Source organism: Halostagnicola sp. A-GB9-2, from assembly GCF_030068615.1.
GTDB lineage: Archaea > Halobacteriota > Halobacteria > Halobacteriales > Natrialbaceae > Halostagnicola.
Window position 1 is genome coordinate 1 of sequence record NZ_JASJOC010000012.1, and the last position, 14,258, is coordinate 14,258.

The following is a 14,258-nucleotide window of genomic DNA, read 5'->3' on the forward strand; positions in this document are numbered from 1 at the left end:
CGTGTAGTGTACAGTAGATTCACGTGAATAGGTCTCTAAAGAAGAGGATTTCAACAGAGCCGAGATACCCAACCGCAGCGTGTCCAAGTGGCCACATACTGTCGGAGATGAGGTGTTACGGCTGGATAAGCTTCCTGATGTTGACCGCTGTGATTGCTGTTGGTTCAGACTTCGAGCAGATGGAATTTTCTCACTCTGAGTTATTCTATAAGTTAAGTAGCGCGAGTACTCCCGACCCACCATAGTCGGGGGTGAAGCGCGTTCAGCCCCTTGCTTTTATTAAACCACATGGCTTATCAAGAGATAACGACCAGAACACAACCCTCAAAGTATGGAATTGAAGACCACAATTCCTTCGCTGGTTGTTCGGTAAGTTTGGAAATGCGGCTCCTCTCAAAACCCGCCACGGCGGTGAGACGGGAGTTGTCGGGGGCTGGTGGAGGCCCCGGCCCTCACGGACCTCTTGTGGGTTCGGGTGTTAATTCCAGCCGATCCCTATACGGGGAAGGTCGAGGGGAATTAAAGTCCGTTGCGTTGGCAGTGCGGGACAAAACACGGACGCTCCGCGCCACCGTTCGCGGGGTACTTCACGGATCGTCATTAGGGTTGGTGGATGTTCCAACCAATACCTATTTGTATATCCTCTTAACAGTAGTTAATAACTGAAGTATGCCGTAGTTGGTGTATCCAATAATGGGTAATTCGACACGGAAGACGAAATCTGCAACTGAGTGGAAGGGGGATGCGAGGACTACTGTCGGCTACGAGTACGACGGCGATTCGAGTCCACCAGTGATTGGGGATGATGCAACAATCCGACCGGGGACGATTATCTATGATGATGTCGTAATCGGCGATGGATTCTCCACGGGCCATGATGCGCTGGTTCGTGAACTGACCGAGATTGGTGATGACGTTTTAGTTGGGACAAAGACGGTAATCGATGGACGGTCGACGATCGGCTCACACGTTAGTCTCCAGACGGGCGTCTATATTCCATCACATACCCAAATCGGCGACAGCGTATTCTGTGGGCCACATACGGTATTGACAAATGATCCCTACCCAGTTCGGCAAGATGTCGATTTGAAGGGCCCCACACTCGAGGATCACGTTTCCGTCGGTGCGAACGCGACTGTACTGCCTGATGTGACCATTGGTCGTGGATCGTTCATTGCAGCTGGTGCTGTCGTCACCGAAGACGTACCCGAAGAAACATTGGCCATCGGTGCACCCGCACAATGTAGTCAATTACCTGACCGACTTCAGGGAGAGAACGAGATTTAATGGTATCAATTGCAGATCCAGCGCTTGGCAGTGAGGAAAAAGCCCGTGTCGAGAGCATCCTCGACAGTGGAATGCTTGCGGATGGTCCTGAAGTCCGTGAGTTCGAAGCCGAATTTGCTGAGTATTGTGAGACAGCACATGGAGTTGCAACATCCAATGGAACGACGGCGTTGCATGCAACGTTAGAGGCACTCCGAATCGGTGCTGGAGATCGTGTCTTGACGACGCCGTTTTCGTTTATCGCGACGGCGAACGCGATTCGACTTGCCGGTGCGGAGCCAGTGTTTGCGGATATTGATCCTGTAACCTATAACTTGGATCCGGATTCGGCTTGGGATGTTGCTCGGGAGATGGATATTGATGCGATCATTGTCGTTCACCTGTACGGATTGCCGGCCGAAATGGATGTCTTTCGTGACTTAGCAGACGATCTCGAGGTGCCACTGATCGAAGACGCTGCACAAGCACATGGTGCTTCGTACGATGGTGATCGTGTTGGCTCAATTGGTGACGTCGGGTGTTTCTCGTTTTATCCAACGAAGAACATGACCACTGGCGAAGGTGGAATGGTTACGACAGATGATGAGGACCTAGCTGAACAGGTTTCCCAGTTTATCAACCATGGTCGAACAGGTTCGTACGCGCATTCAGCCGTCGGTCACAACTTTCGAATGACCTCGATTGCGGGAGCAATTGGACGAGTACAACTCGAGCGTTTACCGTCGTTTATTGAACAACGGCGGGCGAACGCAGCGCGGTTGACTGAAGGGATTTCGAACGACGTGGTGACGTGTCCAGTCGAACCAGCAGAGACGAACCACGTGTATCACCAGTACACGGTTCGGACTGACGATCGCAATGAACTCATTGCGTCTCTCGATGACCACGATATCGGTTCTGGAATCTACTACCCGACCTGTATCCATAATCAGCCAGCGTACTCGGGTGTGACGTGTTCGGCACCGAAGGCAGAGGCTGCTGCCGCCGAGGTGCTTTCGATTCCTGTGCATCCGAATGTATCCGCGGCCGATCTCGAACGGATCATCGAGGTGATCAACGACTATGAATCCTGAACACCACCAGATCGACGTTGGCGTTCTTGGTGTTGGCTCAATGGGTCAACATCACGCGCGTGTGTATAGTGAGCTTCCGCAGGCGAACCTCGTGGGAGTTACTGACGTCGACGACGAGCAAGCACGGACAGTTGCGAACAAACACGGTACTGCTGTACTGGATCGTGCGGAGTTACTGGACGCTGTCGATGCCGTCTCTGTCGTCGTTCCGACGGAGTACCATTTTGAGACGGTGACGACTTGTCTCGACGCCAACGTTGGGACGTTCGTCGAGAAACCAGTCCTTGGTGGGCTCGAGCGAGCTTCGGAGTTACAGGAGCGTGTCGAACGTGCCGATGTTCCCGTTCAAGTCGGCCATATCGAGCGGTTCAATCCTGCTGTGAGTGCCCTCGAGGAGATTATCGCTGATCTGTCTGTTGTAAGTGTTCGAGCACAGCGACTTGGGCCGCCGCCTGGGCGGGAAATCAAGGATAGTGCGGTTCTGGACCTAATGATTCACGATATCGATATCGTGTTATCGTTGCTTGAGGAGGATCTCGTCGCAGTCAATGGCGTCGGCGTCGACGAGAATAAACATGCGACTGCACTGCTCGAGTTCGACGGTGGGACGATGGCATCACTGACTGCCAGCCGGAAGACCCAGCGAAAAGTGAGGATGCTCGAGATTACGGCTGAAGAGTGTTTCATCGAGTTAGATTATCTCGATCAATCGATTGAGATTCACCGGAACTCAGTGCCAGAGTATATCGAGGAAAACGGCGATGTTCGCTTCAAACACGAGAGTATTGTCGAGCGCCCCCAGATTTCGAACGGGGAGCCATTGCAGAAGGAACTCGAGTCGTTCGTGACTACCGTCGATGAACATCGTGTGCCTGCGGTAACCGTTGCGGACGGACTTGATGCCCTTTCTGTTGCACTCGAGATTGAGGAGGCAGGACTAGCGGAAACGACACCAGAGGTGGTCGCCGATGACTGAATCAATTGGCGAGACGGTTCCATCGCTGTATAACGTGTCGGCCGGAACGGTTGCGCAACGTGATGCCTTCGTGAATGGTGATATTCCTGTTGCAGTGTACGGACTCGGAAAGATGGGGTTGCCGTTGGCGTCGGTGTTTGCTGATGTCGCTGGGAACGTTATTGGCGCGGATATTGATCCTGACGTGGTGGAAACAGTGAATGATGGTGGCTGTCACGTCAAGCGTGAACCTGGGCTCGAGGAGTTAGTTGCTGACGTGGTCGACGATGGAGCGCTTGGGGCCACGACGGATCCACGTGAGGCGGCTTCGCAGGCGTCTGTGCATGTGGTGATTGTCCCGACACCGATCACTGATGCAAAAGAGCCCGATCTGGCGATTCTGGATGCTGTGGTCGAAGATGTTGGGCACGGGCTCGAGAAAGGTGATCTGGTGCTTATCGAGTGTACGGTCCCACCGCAGACGACCGAACAGCGTGTGTTGCCGCGGTTAGAAGAAGTCTCTGGGCTGGAGATTGGTGAGTTTGGGGTGGCGTTTTGCCCCGAGCGGACATCAAGTGGGCGCGCCCTCGAGGATATCCGTGGAGCCTATCCGAAGGTCGTCGGTGGCGTGGATGAGGAAAGTACGCGGGCGGCAAAGCTCGTGTATGAAGAGATCAATTCAGAGGGCGTGTTGACGGTGTCGGATACAACGACGGCAGAGTCCGTGAAAGTGTTCGAGGGGCTGTATCGGGACGTGAATATCGCGTTGGCAAACGAGTTGGCGCGGTTTACCGACGAGTTAGGGATCGATGTAAACGAGGCGATCGATACGGCGAACACACAGCCGTTCTGTGATATTCATGATCCCGGACCGGGTGTTGGTGGTCACTGTATTCCGTACTATCCGTATTTCCTGATCGACCCCTTCGAGACGGAGTCGCCGTTGCTCGAGACAGCTCGGCGAGTGAACGATTCGATGCCGTACTTTACCGTCGAGAAAGTTCGAGAAGGGTTGAAACGTGAAGGGAAGTCGATTGAGGGAGCGACGGTGGTTATTCTCGGATTGACCTACCGGCCGGGTGTCGAAGAGATTCGGGCGTCGCCATCGATCCGGATCGCTTCGGAACTGTCGGAGGCAGGGACAGACGTGTACGGTGTCGATCCCATGTTGGACTCGGTCGAGGAGTTTGACCTTCGGCAGATCGATCTCGAGGGCATCACGGAGGTCGGAGCCGATGCCGTCGTCCTTGTGACGCCACACGAGGAGTTCGATGGGTTCAATTGGGATGACATTCAGAGTTTGGATAACGACCTGTCTGTTGTGATCGATGGGCGAGGAACACTCGAGGATAGTGACCTCGAGTCAGTGCGGTACACGATTGGAAGTGGCTATGATAGGTGAGTTGGTCTGATGTATCGAGAACATACGATCGGTGTCGTCGTGCCGGCGTACAATGAAGAAGGCTTCATTGGCGAGGTAATCGATACAATGCCCGAGTACGTCGACCGCGTCTACGTCGTCGACGATTGTTCGATTGATGGAACGTGGGACGAGGTGCAACGGTACGCCGAGCGGGCTAACGAAGAGTCAACGACGGTCCACTATGACGAGGATCACGTGACGAGTGATCGAAAACAGCCGATTGCGACTGACGGTGGTGTCGCGTTTGATCGTCGTGTTGTTCCTATTCAACACGATGAGAACCGTGGTGTTGGTGGGGCGATTAAAACGGGATACAAGCGCTCCCTCGAGGACAAGATCGATATTACCGCTGTGATGGGTGGTGATGGCCAGATGGATCCAGACATTCTGTACAAGTTCCTGGATCCAATCGTCGAGGACAAGGCAGATTACACGAAGGGGAATCGGTTGTTGTACAAAGAGTACCGTACGGGGATGTCGAAGTGGCGCTTCTTCGGGAACTCGATTTTGACATTCTTGACGAAGATTTCCTCGGGCTACTGGAAGACGATGGATCCCCAGAACGGCTATGCCGCGATCTCGTACTATGCGCTGGACAATGTCGGTATTGATAACATGTACGAGTACTACGGGTACTGTAACGATCTGCTGGTGAAGTTAAACGCCAAGGGAATGCGCGTGGCTGATGTCGCAATGCCTGCTGTGTACGGTGACGAGGAGTCCTCGATCAAGTACTCGACGTACATTCGGAGGGTCTCGGGGATGTTGTTGCGGAATTTCCTCTGGCGACTGAAGACGAAGTACCTCGTGTTGGACTTCCATCCGCTGGCGTTGTTTTACTATATCGGCGCAGTAACGGCGCTGTTTGGCGTGTTCGGTGGTATTTGGTCGCTGTACGCAAAGTTCGTACTCGGGGACGCATTGTTCGTGCGAGCCTCCTCGAGTATGATGTTGTTCACGATGGGGAGTATGTTCCTCATGTTTGCAATGTTGTTCGACATGCAGGTCAACGAGAGCAAAGAGGTGCAGATTCGTGACTAGAGACTTTACGTTCGAAATTTACGAGGAGTTGTTACAGGCGGGACTGGATGCCGGATATGAGCATCTGACGGTTCGAGAGTATCTCTTGGCAAACGAGTTACCGGATCAGTTCATTATCCACCGCCACGACGTGGATCGTAAGCCTGAGAACTCGTTGGCAATGGCACGACTCGAAGCCAAGTATGATGTTCCGAGCACGTACTACTTCCGGACGATAGATAAGACATTCAAACCTGAAATGATCCGAGAAATCGAGGAGTTGGGCCACGAGATCGGTTACCACTACGAAGACATGGACCGAGGCGACGGGAACGTGGCCAAGGCCCACGAGTCGTTCCGTGACCATCTGGAACAACTTCGCGAGCACGCGACGATTGACACCGTGTGCATGCACGGCAACCCGCTAACGCCCCACGACAATCGCGACATGTGGGACGGAATTCGTGGCTTTGAGGAGTATGACCTGCTCGGCGAGGCGTACCTCTCAATGGACTTCGTCGACGTGACTTACTTCTCGGATACTGGTCGGACGTGGGAAGACGGCGCGTTGAAAATCAAGGACCACACGGTTGGAGAAAGCGAGAAGAGATTCCATGCGGATACAACACGGGAACTGATTAATCTTGTCGAGTCCAAGAGGTTTCAGCGTGGATGCCTTCTCAGTCACCCAAACCGCTGGGCAGACAATTTCCCAGAGTATCTCGCGGAGCGGTTCAAAGATATGTCGATCAACCTTGGAAAAAGCGGAATCAATCTGGTAAGTTAACATGACAACGATAGTAATCGGCCTTGATGGGGCTAACTGGACGTTGCTAGACGAGTGGATTGAGGACGGAGAGCTTCCGAACCTGGGGCAGTTAATCGAATCGGGCGTCGGCGGAAGGTCTCGGAGTTGTCTCCCGCCGCTGACCGTTCCCAACTGGAAATGTTACTCCACGGGAAAGAACCCAGGTAAGCTCGATGTCTTCCGGTTCGACAAGATCGACACCGAAGCACGTGAGCACGTCTTCCACGATGCGACCGACTTCAAGAGTGCGGAGCTGTGGGACTACCTGAATCAGGAGGGATACACGGCCGGCGTCATCAACAAGCCGTCCACCTATCCACCGAAATCGATCGACGGGTTCGTCGTCGCGGGCGGTCCGGACGCGTCGGAATCCGAATACCGATCGCTTGGATCGGGATTTGCGAGTCCTGACGACGCGGAGGACTATCTCAGAGAAGAGCTGGATTATCAGGTCCATCCCAAACCAATGATCTCTCCGAGCGAGAAGGGAGAGGAGGAGGTGGAAGCAGTCCTCGATCTGATCTCGCTCAGATTCGAGGCCGCAGACCGCTTGCTCGACCGGGAAGACCCGGACTTCCTCCACCTCACCGTCTTCTACAGCATGGCCCTCCAGCACTACTTTTGGAGGGACGAGCCAGTGTATCGTGCGTGGCAGCAAATCGACGAGGAAATCGGACGATTCCTCGACAAAGGTCACGACATCATAGTCATGTCGGACCACGGAACGTGTTACGTCGATGCGGTCTTCTACATCAATGTCTGGCTCGTCGAAAATGGCTACCTGAGCGTCGACCGCAGTATCGACGAGACACTCCGAACACTGGGATTCACTCGTGAACGAGCCCTCTCGGTCGCGAAGCGACTTGGGATCGTCGAACTGCTTAGTACTGTGGTTCCCGAGCGGGTCCAGAGGATCGTCCCGTGGGAAGAGGGTGTCAAGCGGGACCGGATCCTGTCGGTCATCGACTGGGAAGAGACGAAAGCCGTCGCGAGCAACCAGGGGCCGATTTATCTCTCTGCAGACGACAAAGAGGAATACGAACTACTCCGCGACGAATTGATCGAGGAACTCGAATCGGTAGCTCATCCGGAGACGAAGGATCCTCTGGTCCGAGGGGTCTACCGGGGGGAAGAGTACTACTCAGGGGAATACGCCGAGAACGCACCCGACCTTCTCCTGGATCAGGCCAACGGCGTTCACACTAGCGATGCCATCGGTCCAGAAAGCTGGTACAGTTCGAGTGGTGTCTGGAAGGGAGGAAATATGCCCGAGGGTGTGTTCCTGATGAGCGGCCCTAGCTTCGAGGACCGCGGGCTGACCGAAGAAGCACGGATCGTAGACCTCGCACCGACGATTTTGCATTCGATGGGAGTTTCGGTTCCTGGCGATATGGACGGGGAGGTCCTCGACGTTTTCGACGAAGGCTCTATCGGATCGGAGCGTTCAGTTGAAACTCAGCCGCCACTCGGGGCGGATCGAACGGCTGAGGATCGGAGTACCGACGATGTCGAACAACGACTCGAAGATCTTGGTTATCTAGAGTAATGCGGGTACTATTCGACGTATCGCATCCAGCACACGTGCACCTGTTTAAACACACAATAGAACGGCTCCAATCAGAAGGCCACGCGGTCACTGTAACTTCCCGTAAAAAAGACCTGACTACCGACCTTCTTGATGCGTACGGAATTGATCATACACCGATCTCAGCGAAAGGTGAGAGCAAAGTCACACTCGTAACGGAATGGGTCATTCGAGAAGCGAGGATGATGTCGGCCGTATTTTCGTTCGATCCCGACGTTATCGTTAGTCGGCTCAATCCACCGGCCGCTCACGCGTCGGTGATCGCCCGGTGTCCGAGCATCGTCTTCGACGACAGCGAGATCGTCAGATTTGCAGGCAGGATCACCCATCCGTTCGCCGATGTCGTATGTACGCCTTCGAACTTCGACCATAATCTCGGAGACAAGCAAGAACGATACGATGGATTCCACGAACTCGCGTACCTTCATCCAAACCAATTCGAACCCGATGCAAGTCTTCTCGAAGAGTATGGGATTGACGTCGACGAAACCTACTCCGTCCTCCGATTCGTCTCGTGGGATGCTCATCATGACGTCAATCAGAGAGGGTTCTCGAAAGTTGGAAAGGAAGAACTCGTGTCGAGGCTTTCCGAGCACGGGGAAGTGTACATTACGTCCGAATCAGAACTCCCGCCAGAATTCGAATCGTACCGACTTCCGGTCCCACCAGAGGCGGTCCATCACCTGCTGTACTATGCGGACTTGTACGTGGGTGATTCACAGACAATGGCAACGGAAGCCGCCGTGCTTGGCACACCTGCCGTCCGATCGAACACGTTTGCAAAAGAAGGAGATATGAGTAATTTCGTCAATCTAGAGGAAGAGTATGGACTGCTGCGGTCGACCTCCGACGAGAACGAGGCAATCGAGATTGCAACGGAGTGGATCGAGGAGCCAGCGCTTCAGGCGAAGTGGCAAAAGCGCCGGCAAAATCTCGTCAAGGATCGAATCGACGTGACAGAGTATATAATGGATCGGATTCTGGAGGCGGTTCGATGAAGGTCGTGTCAATCGTTGGGGCCCGTCCACAGTTTATCAAAGCCTTCGCAGTCTCCAAGGAACTCCGTCCCAATCATAACGAAATTCTCGTCCACACTGGACAGCACTACGACGAGGAGCTTTCTGATGTTTTCTTCGACGAGCTCGGGATCCCCGAACCGGACTACAACCTAGGCGTAGGGTCTGACAGCCACGGCCGGCAGACAGCCGCGATGCTCGAGGGAATCGAAGAGATCATCGAAACTGAAGAACCCGACGTCGTGTTACTCTATGGTGACACGAACTCGACGCTCGCCGGTGCAATTGCGGCGTCGAAGATCGATCCACTCGTCGCGCACATCGAAGCCGGATTGCGGAGTTACAACGGGGAAATGCCCGAGGAGACTAACCGAGTGTTGACCGACCACGCGTCAGATTTGTTGTTTCCGCCCAGTGAGTCGGCCGCCGAGACACTCGTTGAGGAGGGGATCAACGATGGCGTTCACGTCGTCGGTGACGTGATGTACGATGCGATTCTTTGGGGTCGAGACGTTGCCGAAGACGAATCGGATGTGCTCGAGCGCGTTGGCATCGGGGAGGGTGAGTTTATCCTTTCGACGGTCCACCGTGCCGGCAATACCAACGATCCTGATCGACTCGAATCCATCGTCGACGCTCTGTCGAACGCACCGCTTCCCGTCGTCTTGCCAGTTCATCCACGCACCGAGAATCGGCTTCGAAAGTACGAGATGTGGGGGCGAGCAACGTCGGAATTCGAGGCAATCGATCCAGTTGGCTATCTGGACTTCGTCCGACTAATCGATGCGTCAGAGCGGGTTGCAACTGATTCAGGAGGTGTCCAGAAGGAGGCGTTCTATCTCGACACTCCGTGTGTTACGATGCGCGATGAGACGGAATGGATCGAAACCGTCGAGAGCGGATGGAACGTGTTGGTTGGAGCGAATCAAGAACAGATCGAGAAGGAACTTCGCGTGAATCGCTATCTCGAAGAGAAGCCCACTCCGTATGGTGATGGAACAGCTGCGGAAGCGATCGTATCGGTGCTTACGGAGTACATCGGCGAGAAACATATGGAGGCTGTCGAAGATGTTTGAGGATTATGAGTTTACACTCTGTCTTACACACGACGTCGATCGGCCTTATAAAACATTTCAAGCACCGTACTATGCTCTGAAAGAGCATGATCTGTCACATTTGAAGTCGCTCGTGAGTTCCGATCGTCCGTACTGGCAGTTTGAGGAAATCATGGAACTCGAGGAGGAGCTAGGAGTACGGTCGTCGTTTTACTTCCTAAATGAGAAGAACCTGTTTCGAGACAAGGGCCCACGTGAGTGGATAAAACCGAATAATTGGAAGCTCTTTACTGGCCGGTACAACATTACTGACGACGAAATCGTCGACGTAATCCAGACGTTAGACCGAGGTGGTTGGGAAGTTGGTCTTCACGGCTCCTATGAGTCTTATAACAACCTCAAGCGGCTACGTTACGAAAAAGAGACACTCGAGGACATTCTCGGCCACGACGTAATCGGTGGGAGACAGCACTATCTGAACCTCAACCGCCCCAAGACGTGGGAGTATCACCAACAAATCGGATTAAAGTACGATGCGAGCCTCGGCTCGAGTAGTAAATACGGCTTCCAGAACGGATACAACACCATTCGACCGTTCGATGATGAGTTCACAGTGTTTCCACTGACGTTGATGGAAGTTGCACTCTTCGGTGGAGATCTGGATGTGGACTCGGTGAAACACGAGATCGATCGGTTACTCCATCGTGCCTCGGAATGCGAAGCAATTGTGGCTGCACTGTGGCACCCACGTGTATTCAACGAACGAGACTTCCCCGGATATAAGGAATTGTATAGGTATCTGATCACTAGTGCACTTGAGATGGGGGCGTGGGTTGGCCCAATTGCAGAAGCATACGACTGTACTCAGATAGAACGATGATAATAAAATCACAAACATACGCGAATACGTCAGGATGTTTTGACCACGTACAGTATCCACAGCCAGGCCTGAAACTTCCTTTCGTCGGTTCGTACTCCGGCGTCTATAGATCGTCCGTACAATGAAAAGCCTACAGGTAGTCACGACGCGACGGCCATTTTTCGAGGAGCAAGTACGAGCACTGGAACGTCACGGCGTCACGAACGAAATCGTCGCGTTACCTGGTAATCCCGGAGAACGGTCTCCCCTTGAATATCTGCAGGCCTATCCACGTGTCTTGAAGAGAGGGTTTGGGGAGTTTGACGTCGTTCACGCAAGCTATGGCGTCATCACACCCCTCGCTCTCCTCCAACCCAGTAGGCCTGTTGTATTGACTCTCTGGGGATCGGATCTGATGGGAAAGTATGGTGATATGTCACAACGCTTCGCTTGCTATTGTGACGAGGTCATTGTGATGAGCGAGGAGATGGAGCGCCTCCTCTCCTGTGATGCACATGTTGTCCCCCACGGCGTCGACTTGAAACGGTTCAGTCCAGCCTCGAAGACTGATGCGTGCCGCCAAATCGGCTGGAAAACTGATGAGAAACACATCCTGTTTCCCTATGATCCCGAGAGGCAAGTGAAAAACTTCCCGCTAGCAGAGAAGACCGTCGATCGCGTTCGTGATGTTATTGAGGAACCCGTGAATCTGCAGGTACTGTACGGTATCGATCACGAAGAGGTGCCACTGTATATGAATGCTGCCGACGTGATGCTTCTCACGTCTAACCGCGAAGGGTCACCCAATACGGTTAAAGAGGCGATGGCTTGTAACCTTCCGGTAATTGCGACCGACGTAGGGGACATTTGGGATTTGCTCGAAAACGTCTCACCGTCGGCAGCCTGTGAGACGAACGATGAACTCGCACAAAATCTCGTAGAAACTCTACGAGCAGAAGAACGGTCGGATGGAAGAAATACTATCCGTGAGATGGGGCTGACCCTCACACAGATGGGCAAGGAAATAAAACGCGTCTACGAATACGCGCTTGAATAGCTTGACTGGCGATTCGACTATTGTTACATTTTGTAACCCAAGTCTTTGAGGTGCTGCTCAGTGTAGCTTCAACAGTGAACGTCTAACCGATCTTCTCTGAGCGCGTCTCTTACCAAATGGGAGCGAAGAAGTACATTGTTGAGCTCAGCGACGAAGACCGTAAGACGCTCGAATGGTTCACCTCCACCGGTGAACGGAGGTCGCAAGCTAACACATGTGCACGTATCCTTCTGAAAGCCGACGACGGACTCACTGATGCAGCAATCAGTGAGCACGTCGGCTGTCATCCCCAAACCGTCCACAACACGCGCAAAGAATACACCGAACGAGGACTCACGGCGATTCATCGCCACCAGCCTGACCGTGAGTACGAACGCAAGCCTGACGGCAACGCTGAAGCCACCTCATCAAACTCGCCTGTAGCGAACGGCCAGAGTGCCATTCACGCTAGACACTCCACCTCCTTGCTGACGAACTCGTTACCCTCGACGAGATCGACTCAAGTCGATCTCTCACGAGGCCGTCCGACAGCATCTAAAAAACGCCCTGAAACCGCATCTCTCCAGCTACTGGGAGATACCACCAGAACAGGTCGCTGACTTCGTCTACCACATGGAAGATGTTCTCAACCTCTACCACGAACCGTACGACGATAACCGCCCAGTCATCTGTTTTGACGAATCTAGCAAGGCTCTCCGAGGACACGAACGCGAGCCGCTCCCGGCCCGGCCGGGAGCGGTCGCTCGTTCCGATCACCGCTACAAACGCAACGGGAAACAGCGAATACACCTCTCGACAGAACCGCTGACTGGCTGGGTGAACGTCGAAATTACCGAGAAAAGGCGGACAACAGAATGGATTGACCGAATGGTCGAACTCGCAGATGTTCACAACCCGGATGCAGCCGCATCCGGGTTGTGATGGATCAACTCAATACCCACAAGCCTGCTGCCTTCTGCCGGTTCTTTCCACCAGATTATGCTCAAGCGTATCTTGATCGATTCTAGTTTCACTACACACCCAAGAGAGGAAGCTGGCTGAATATGGCCAAAATTGAGATCGGCGTCCTCAAACGACAGTGCCTTGATCGCCGGATCTATCACGCAGCGACCCTCCGAGCGGAGGTCGCTGCGTGGCAAAGGCGTCGAAACACGACCAATCGCCCAATCGACTGGCAGTTTACTACTGACGACGCCCGGATCAAGCAACGCCAACTCTACCCAATCGAGGTTGAAGAGGATATACAGATTCTGACTTGAAGCTACACTCAGCTGTTTTGCTTAGCTCTTTGCTAGATTCCAAAGTCGGCTCGTACTCCCCGCTGTCGCTGGCTGTTGCTGTGACCAATGGCACGTGCTTGAGTTTTGGGTGTGAGACGCCGGCGAGATGCCAATAAACCCCCCATTCACCGAATACTTCTCCGTGGTCGGCACTAATCACGACCGTACCGGCATCAATATTGTCTAGTACCGTTCCAAGCGTCGACTGATGAGTGAAATCGGGAACACGCCCTCGATTTCACCCGTCAGTTCAGGCTTGGACCGCCACTTAGCGACGAGGTTATTGTGATGAGCGAGGAAATGCAGGCGGATCTTGGCACCGAGGCACATGTCATCCCACATGGTATCGATATGGAGAAATTCGAACCCATGGACTAGGAAACGGCCCAAGCCGCCGTTGGATGGGGTTCGACGAAGAAGCATGTGCTGTTTCCCTTACGATCCGTCGCGGACCGTCAAAAACCATCCTCTCGCTGAGGAGGTCGTCGACCAGGTGAAAGAGGAGACGTCAAAATCGGCCGAACTGCAGGTCGTATACGGAGTCGATCACGAGGATGTCCCACTGTACATCAACGCCGCCGACGCGTTGTTGCTTACCTCTCACCGAGAAGGCTTTCTCAACTCGGTCAAGGAAGCGATGGCCTGTAACCTTCCAGTAGTCTCAACAGCCCCGTTGGCGGAATCCGCGATCGCCTCGAGGGGGTCAATAACAGCTTCGTATGCGATTCCGAAGACGAGCTCGTGAGACGCATTGGTGACGTGTTGGCCAGCGACCGTCGCTCAAGCGGTAGAGAGCACGCCACGGACCTTAGCCTCGACACTATGGGCGAAGAGCTTCTC

Annotated in this window: 14 protein-coding genes; 13 read left to right on the plus strand and 1 reads right to left on the minus strand. The window is 53.7% G+C overall.

The window, feature by feature from the left end:
• Nucleotides 1-693: 693 nt before the first annotated feature.
• The 11 genes from QNM96_RS19255 (at nt 694) to QNM96_RS19305 (ending at nt 12,138) form a co-directional block, all read left to right on the plus strand.
• Complete coding sequence (locus QNM96_RS19255; RefSeq protein WP_283838411.1) at nt 694-1,287, plus strand: acyltransferase; 594 nt, start codon at nt 694-696, stop codon at nt 1,285-1,287.
• Nucleotides 1,287-2,360 (plus strand): DegT/DnrJ/EryC1/StrS family aminotransferase, encoded by a 1,074-nt coding sequence (locus tag QNM96_RS19260; protein WP_283838413.1) that lies wholly within the window; start codon nt 1,287-1,289, stop codon nt 2,358-2,360. Before QNM96_RS19255 ends, QNM96_RS19260 begins: the two co-directional genes overlap by 1 nt.
• Nucleotides 2,350-3,336, plus strand: a complete 987-nt coding sequence (locus tag QNM96_RS19265; RefSeq protein WP_283838414.1) for a Gfo/Idh/MocA family oxidoreductase — start codon at nt 2,350-2,352, stop codon at nt 3,334-3,336. The genes QNM96_RS19260 and QNM96_RS19265 overlap by 11 nt, the downstream gene beginning before the upstream one ends.
• Entirely contained in the window at nt 3,329-4,717 is a 1,389-nt protein-coding gene (locus QNM96_RS19270) for a nucleotide sugar dehydrogenase (protein WP_283838415.1), read from the plus strand. Before QNM96_RS19265 ends, QNM96_RS19270 begins: the two co-directional genes overlap by 8 nt.
• A 9-nt stretch (nt 4,718-4,726) precedes the next feature.
• The gene (locus QNM96_RS19275) at nt 4,727-5,779 is read left to right on the plus strand and encodes a glycosyltransferase family 2 protein (RefSeq protein ID WP_283838416.1); all 1,053 of its coding nucleotides are present in this window, start codon (nt 4,727-4,729) and stop codon (nt 5,777-5,779) included.
• The gene (locus QNM96_RS19280) at nt 5,772-6,545 is read left to right on the plus strand and encodes a hypothetical protein (RefSeq protein WP_283838418.1); all 774 of its coding nucleotides are present in this window, start codon (nt 5,772-5,774) and stop codon (nt 6,543-6,545) included. The genes QNM96_RS19275 and QNM96_RS19280 overlap by 8 nt, the downstream gene beginning before the upstream one ends.
• Before the next feature lies 1 nt (nt 6,546).
• Nucleotides 6,547-8,112: an alkaline phosphatase family protein gene (locus QNM96_RS19285; protein ID WP_283838420.1), complete on the plus strand. Its 1,566-nt coding sequence runs from the start codon at nt 6,547-6,549 to the stop codon at nt 8,110-8,112.
• Nucleotides 8,112-9,149, plus strand: coding sequence for a DUF354 domain-containing protein (locus QNM96_RS19290; protein WP_283838422.1), 1,038 nt, complete (start codon nt 8,112-8,114; stop codon nt 9,147-9,149). Before QNM96_RS19285 ends, QNM96_RS19290 begins: the two co-directional genes overlap by 1 nt.
• Nucleotides 9,146-10,243, plus strand: coding sequence for a UDP-N-acetylglucosamine 2-epimerase (non-hydrolyzing) (gene wecB / locus QNM96_RS19295; RefSeq protein WP_283838423.1), 1,098 nt, complete (start codon nt 9,146-9,148; stop codon nt 10,241-10,243). The genes QNM96_RS19290 and wecB overlap by 4 nt, the downstream gene beginning before the upstream one ends.
• On the plus strand, nt 10,236-11,102 hold the full coding sequence (locus tag QNM96_RS19300) for a polysaccharide deacetylase family protein (protein ID WP_283838424.1): 867 nt from the start codon (nt 10,236-10,238) through the stop codon (nt 11,100-11,102). Before wecB ends, QNM96_RS19300 begins: the two co-directional genes overlap by 8 nt.
• 121 nt (nt 11,103-11,223) lie before the next feature.
• Complete coding sequence (locus QNM96_RS19305) at nt 11,224-12,138, plus strand: glycosyltransferase family 4 protein (protein WP_283838425.1); 915 nt, start codon at nt 11,224-11,226, stop codon at nt 12,136-12,138.
• Nucleotides 12,139-12,672: 534 nt separating this feature from the next.
• Here the strand turns inward: QNM96_RS19305 and QNM96_RS19310 are convergent.
• The gene (locus QNM96_RS19310; protein WP_283838426.1) at nt 12,673-12,894 is read right to left on the minus strand and encodes a hypothetical protein; all 222 of its coding nucleotides are present in this window, start codon (nt 12,892-12,894) and stop codon (nt 12,673-12,675) included.
• A 287-nt stretch (nt 12,895-13,181) separates the two neighbouring features.
• Here QNM96_RS19310 and QNM96_RS19315 point away from each other — a divergent pair, with 287 nt between their 5' ends.
• Together QNM96_RS19315 and QNM96_RS19320 are read left to right on the plus strand one after the other, a co-directional pair.
• Complete coding sequence (locus tag QNM96_RS19315; protein WP_283838427.1) at nt 13,182-13,397, plus strand: hypothetical protein; 216 nt, start codon at nt 13,182-13,184, stop codon at nt 13,395-13,397.
• A 442-nt stretch (nt 13,398-13,839) separates the two neighbouring features.
• The gene (locus tag QNM96_RS19320) at nt 13,840-14,163 is read left to right on the plus strand and encodes a glycosyltransferase (protein WP_283838429.1); all 324 of its coding nucleotides are present in this window, start codon (nt 13,840-13,842) and stop codon (nt 14,161-14,163) included.
• The last annotated feature ends 95 nt before the right edge of the window (nt 14,164-14,258 follow it).

Bases quoted from the DNA above. Each gene is read 5' to 3' on its own strand.
- QNM96_RS19255 (WP_283838411.1), top strand. From the start codon at position 694: ATGGGTAATTCGACACGGAAGACGAAATCTGCAACTGAGTGGAAGGGG.
- QNM96_RS19260 (WP_283838413.1), top strand. From the start codon at position 1,287: ATGGTATCAATTGCAGATCCAGCGCTTGGCAGTGAGGAAAAAGCCCGT.
- QNM96_RS19265 (WP_283838414.1), top strand. From the start codon at position 2,350: ATGAATCCTGAACACCACCAGATCGACGTTGGCGTTCTTGGTGTTGGC.
- QNM96_RS19270 (WP_283838415.1), top strand. From the start codon at position 3,329: ATGACTGAATCAATTGGCGAGACGGTTCCATCGCTGTATAACGTGTCG.
- QNM96_RS19275 (WP_283838416.1), top strand. From the start codon at position 4,727: ATGTATCGAGAACATACGATCGGTGTCGTCGTGCCGGCGTACAATGAA.
- QNM96_RS19285 (WP_283838420.1), top strand. From the start codon at position 6,547: ATGACAACGATAGTAATCGGCCTTGATGGGGCTAACTGGACGTTGCTA.
- QNM96_RS19290 (WP_283838422.1), top strand. From the start codon at position 8,112: ATGCGGGTACTATTCGACGTATCGCATCCAGCACACGTGCACCTGTTT.
- wecB (WP_283838423.1), top strand. From the start codon at position 9,146: ATGAAGGTCGTGTCAATCGTTGGGGCCCGTCCACAGTTTATCAAAGCC.
- QNM96_RS19300 (WP_283838424.1), top strand. From the start codon at position 10,236: ATGTTTGAGGATTATGAGTTTACACTCTGTCTTACACACGACGTCGAT.
- QNM96_RS19305 (WP_283838425.1), top strand. From the start codon at position 11,224: ATGAAAAGCCTACAGGTAGTCACGACGCGACGGCCATTTTTCGAGGAG.
- QNM96_RS19315 (WP_283838427.1), top strand. From the start codon at position 13,182: ATGGCCAAAATTGAGATCGGCGTCCTCAAACGACAGTGCCTTGATCGC.
- QNM96_RS19320 (WP_283838429.1), top strand. From the start codon at position 13,840: ATGTGCTGTTTCCCTTACGATCCGTCGCGGACCGTCAAAAACCATCCT.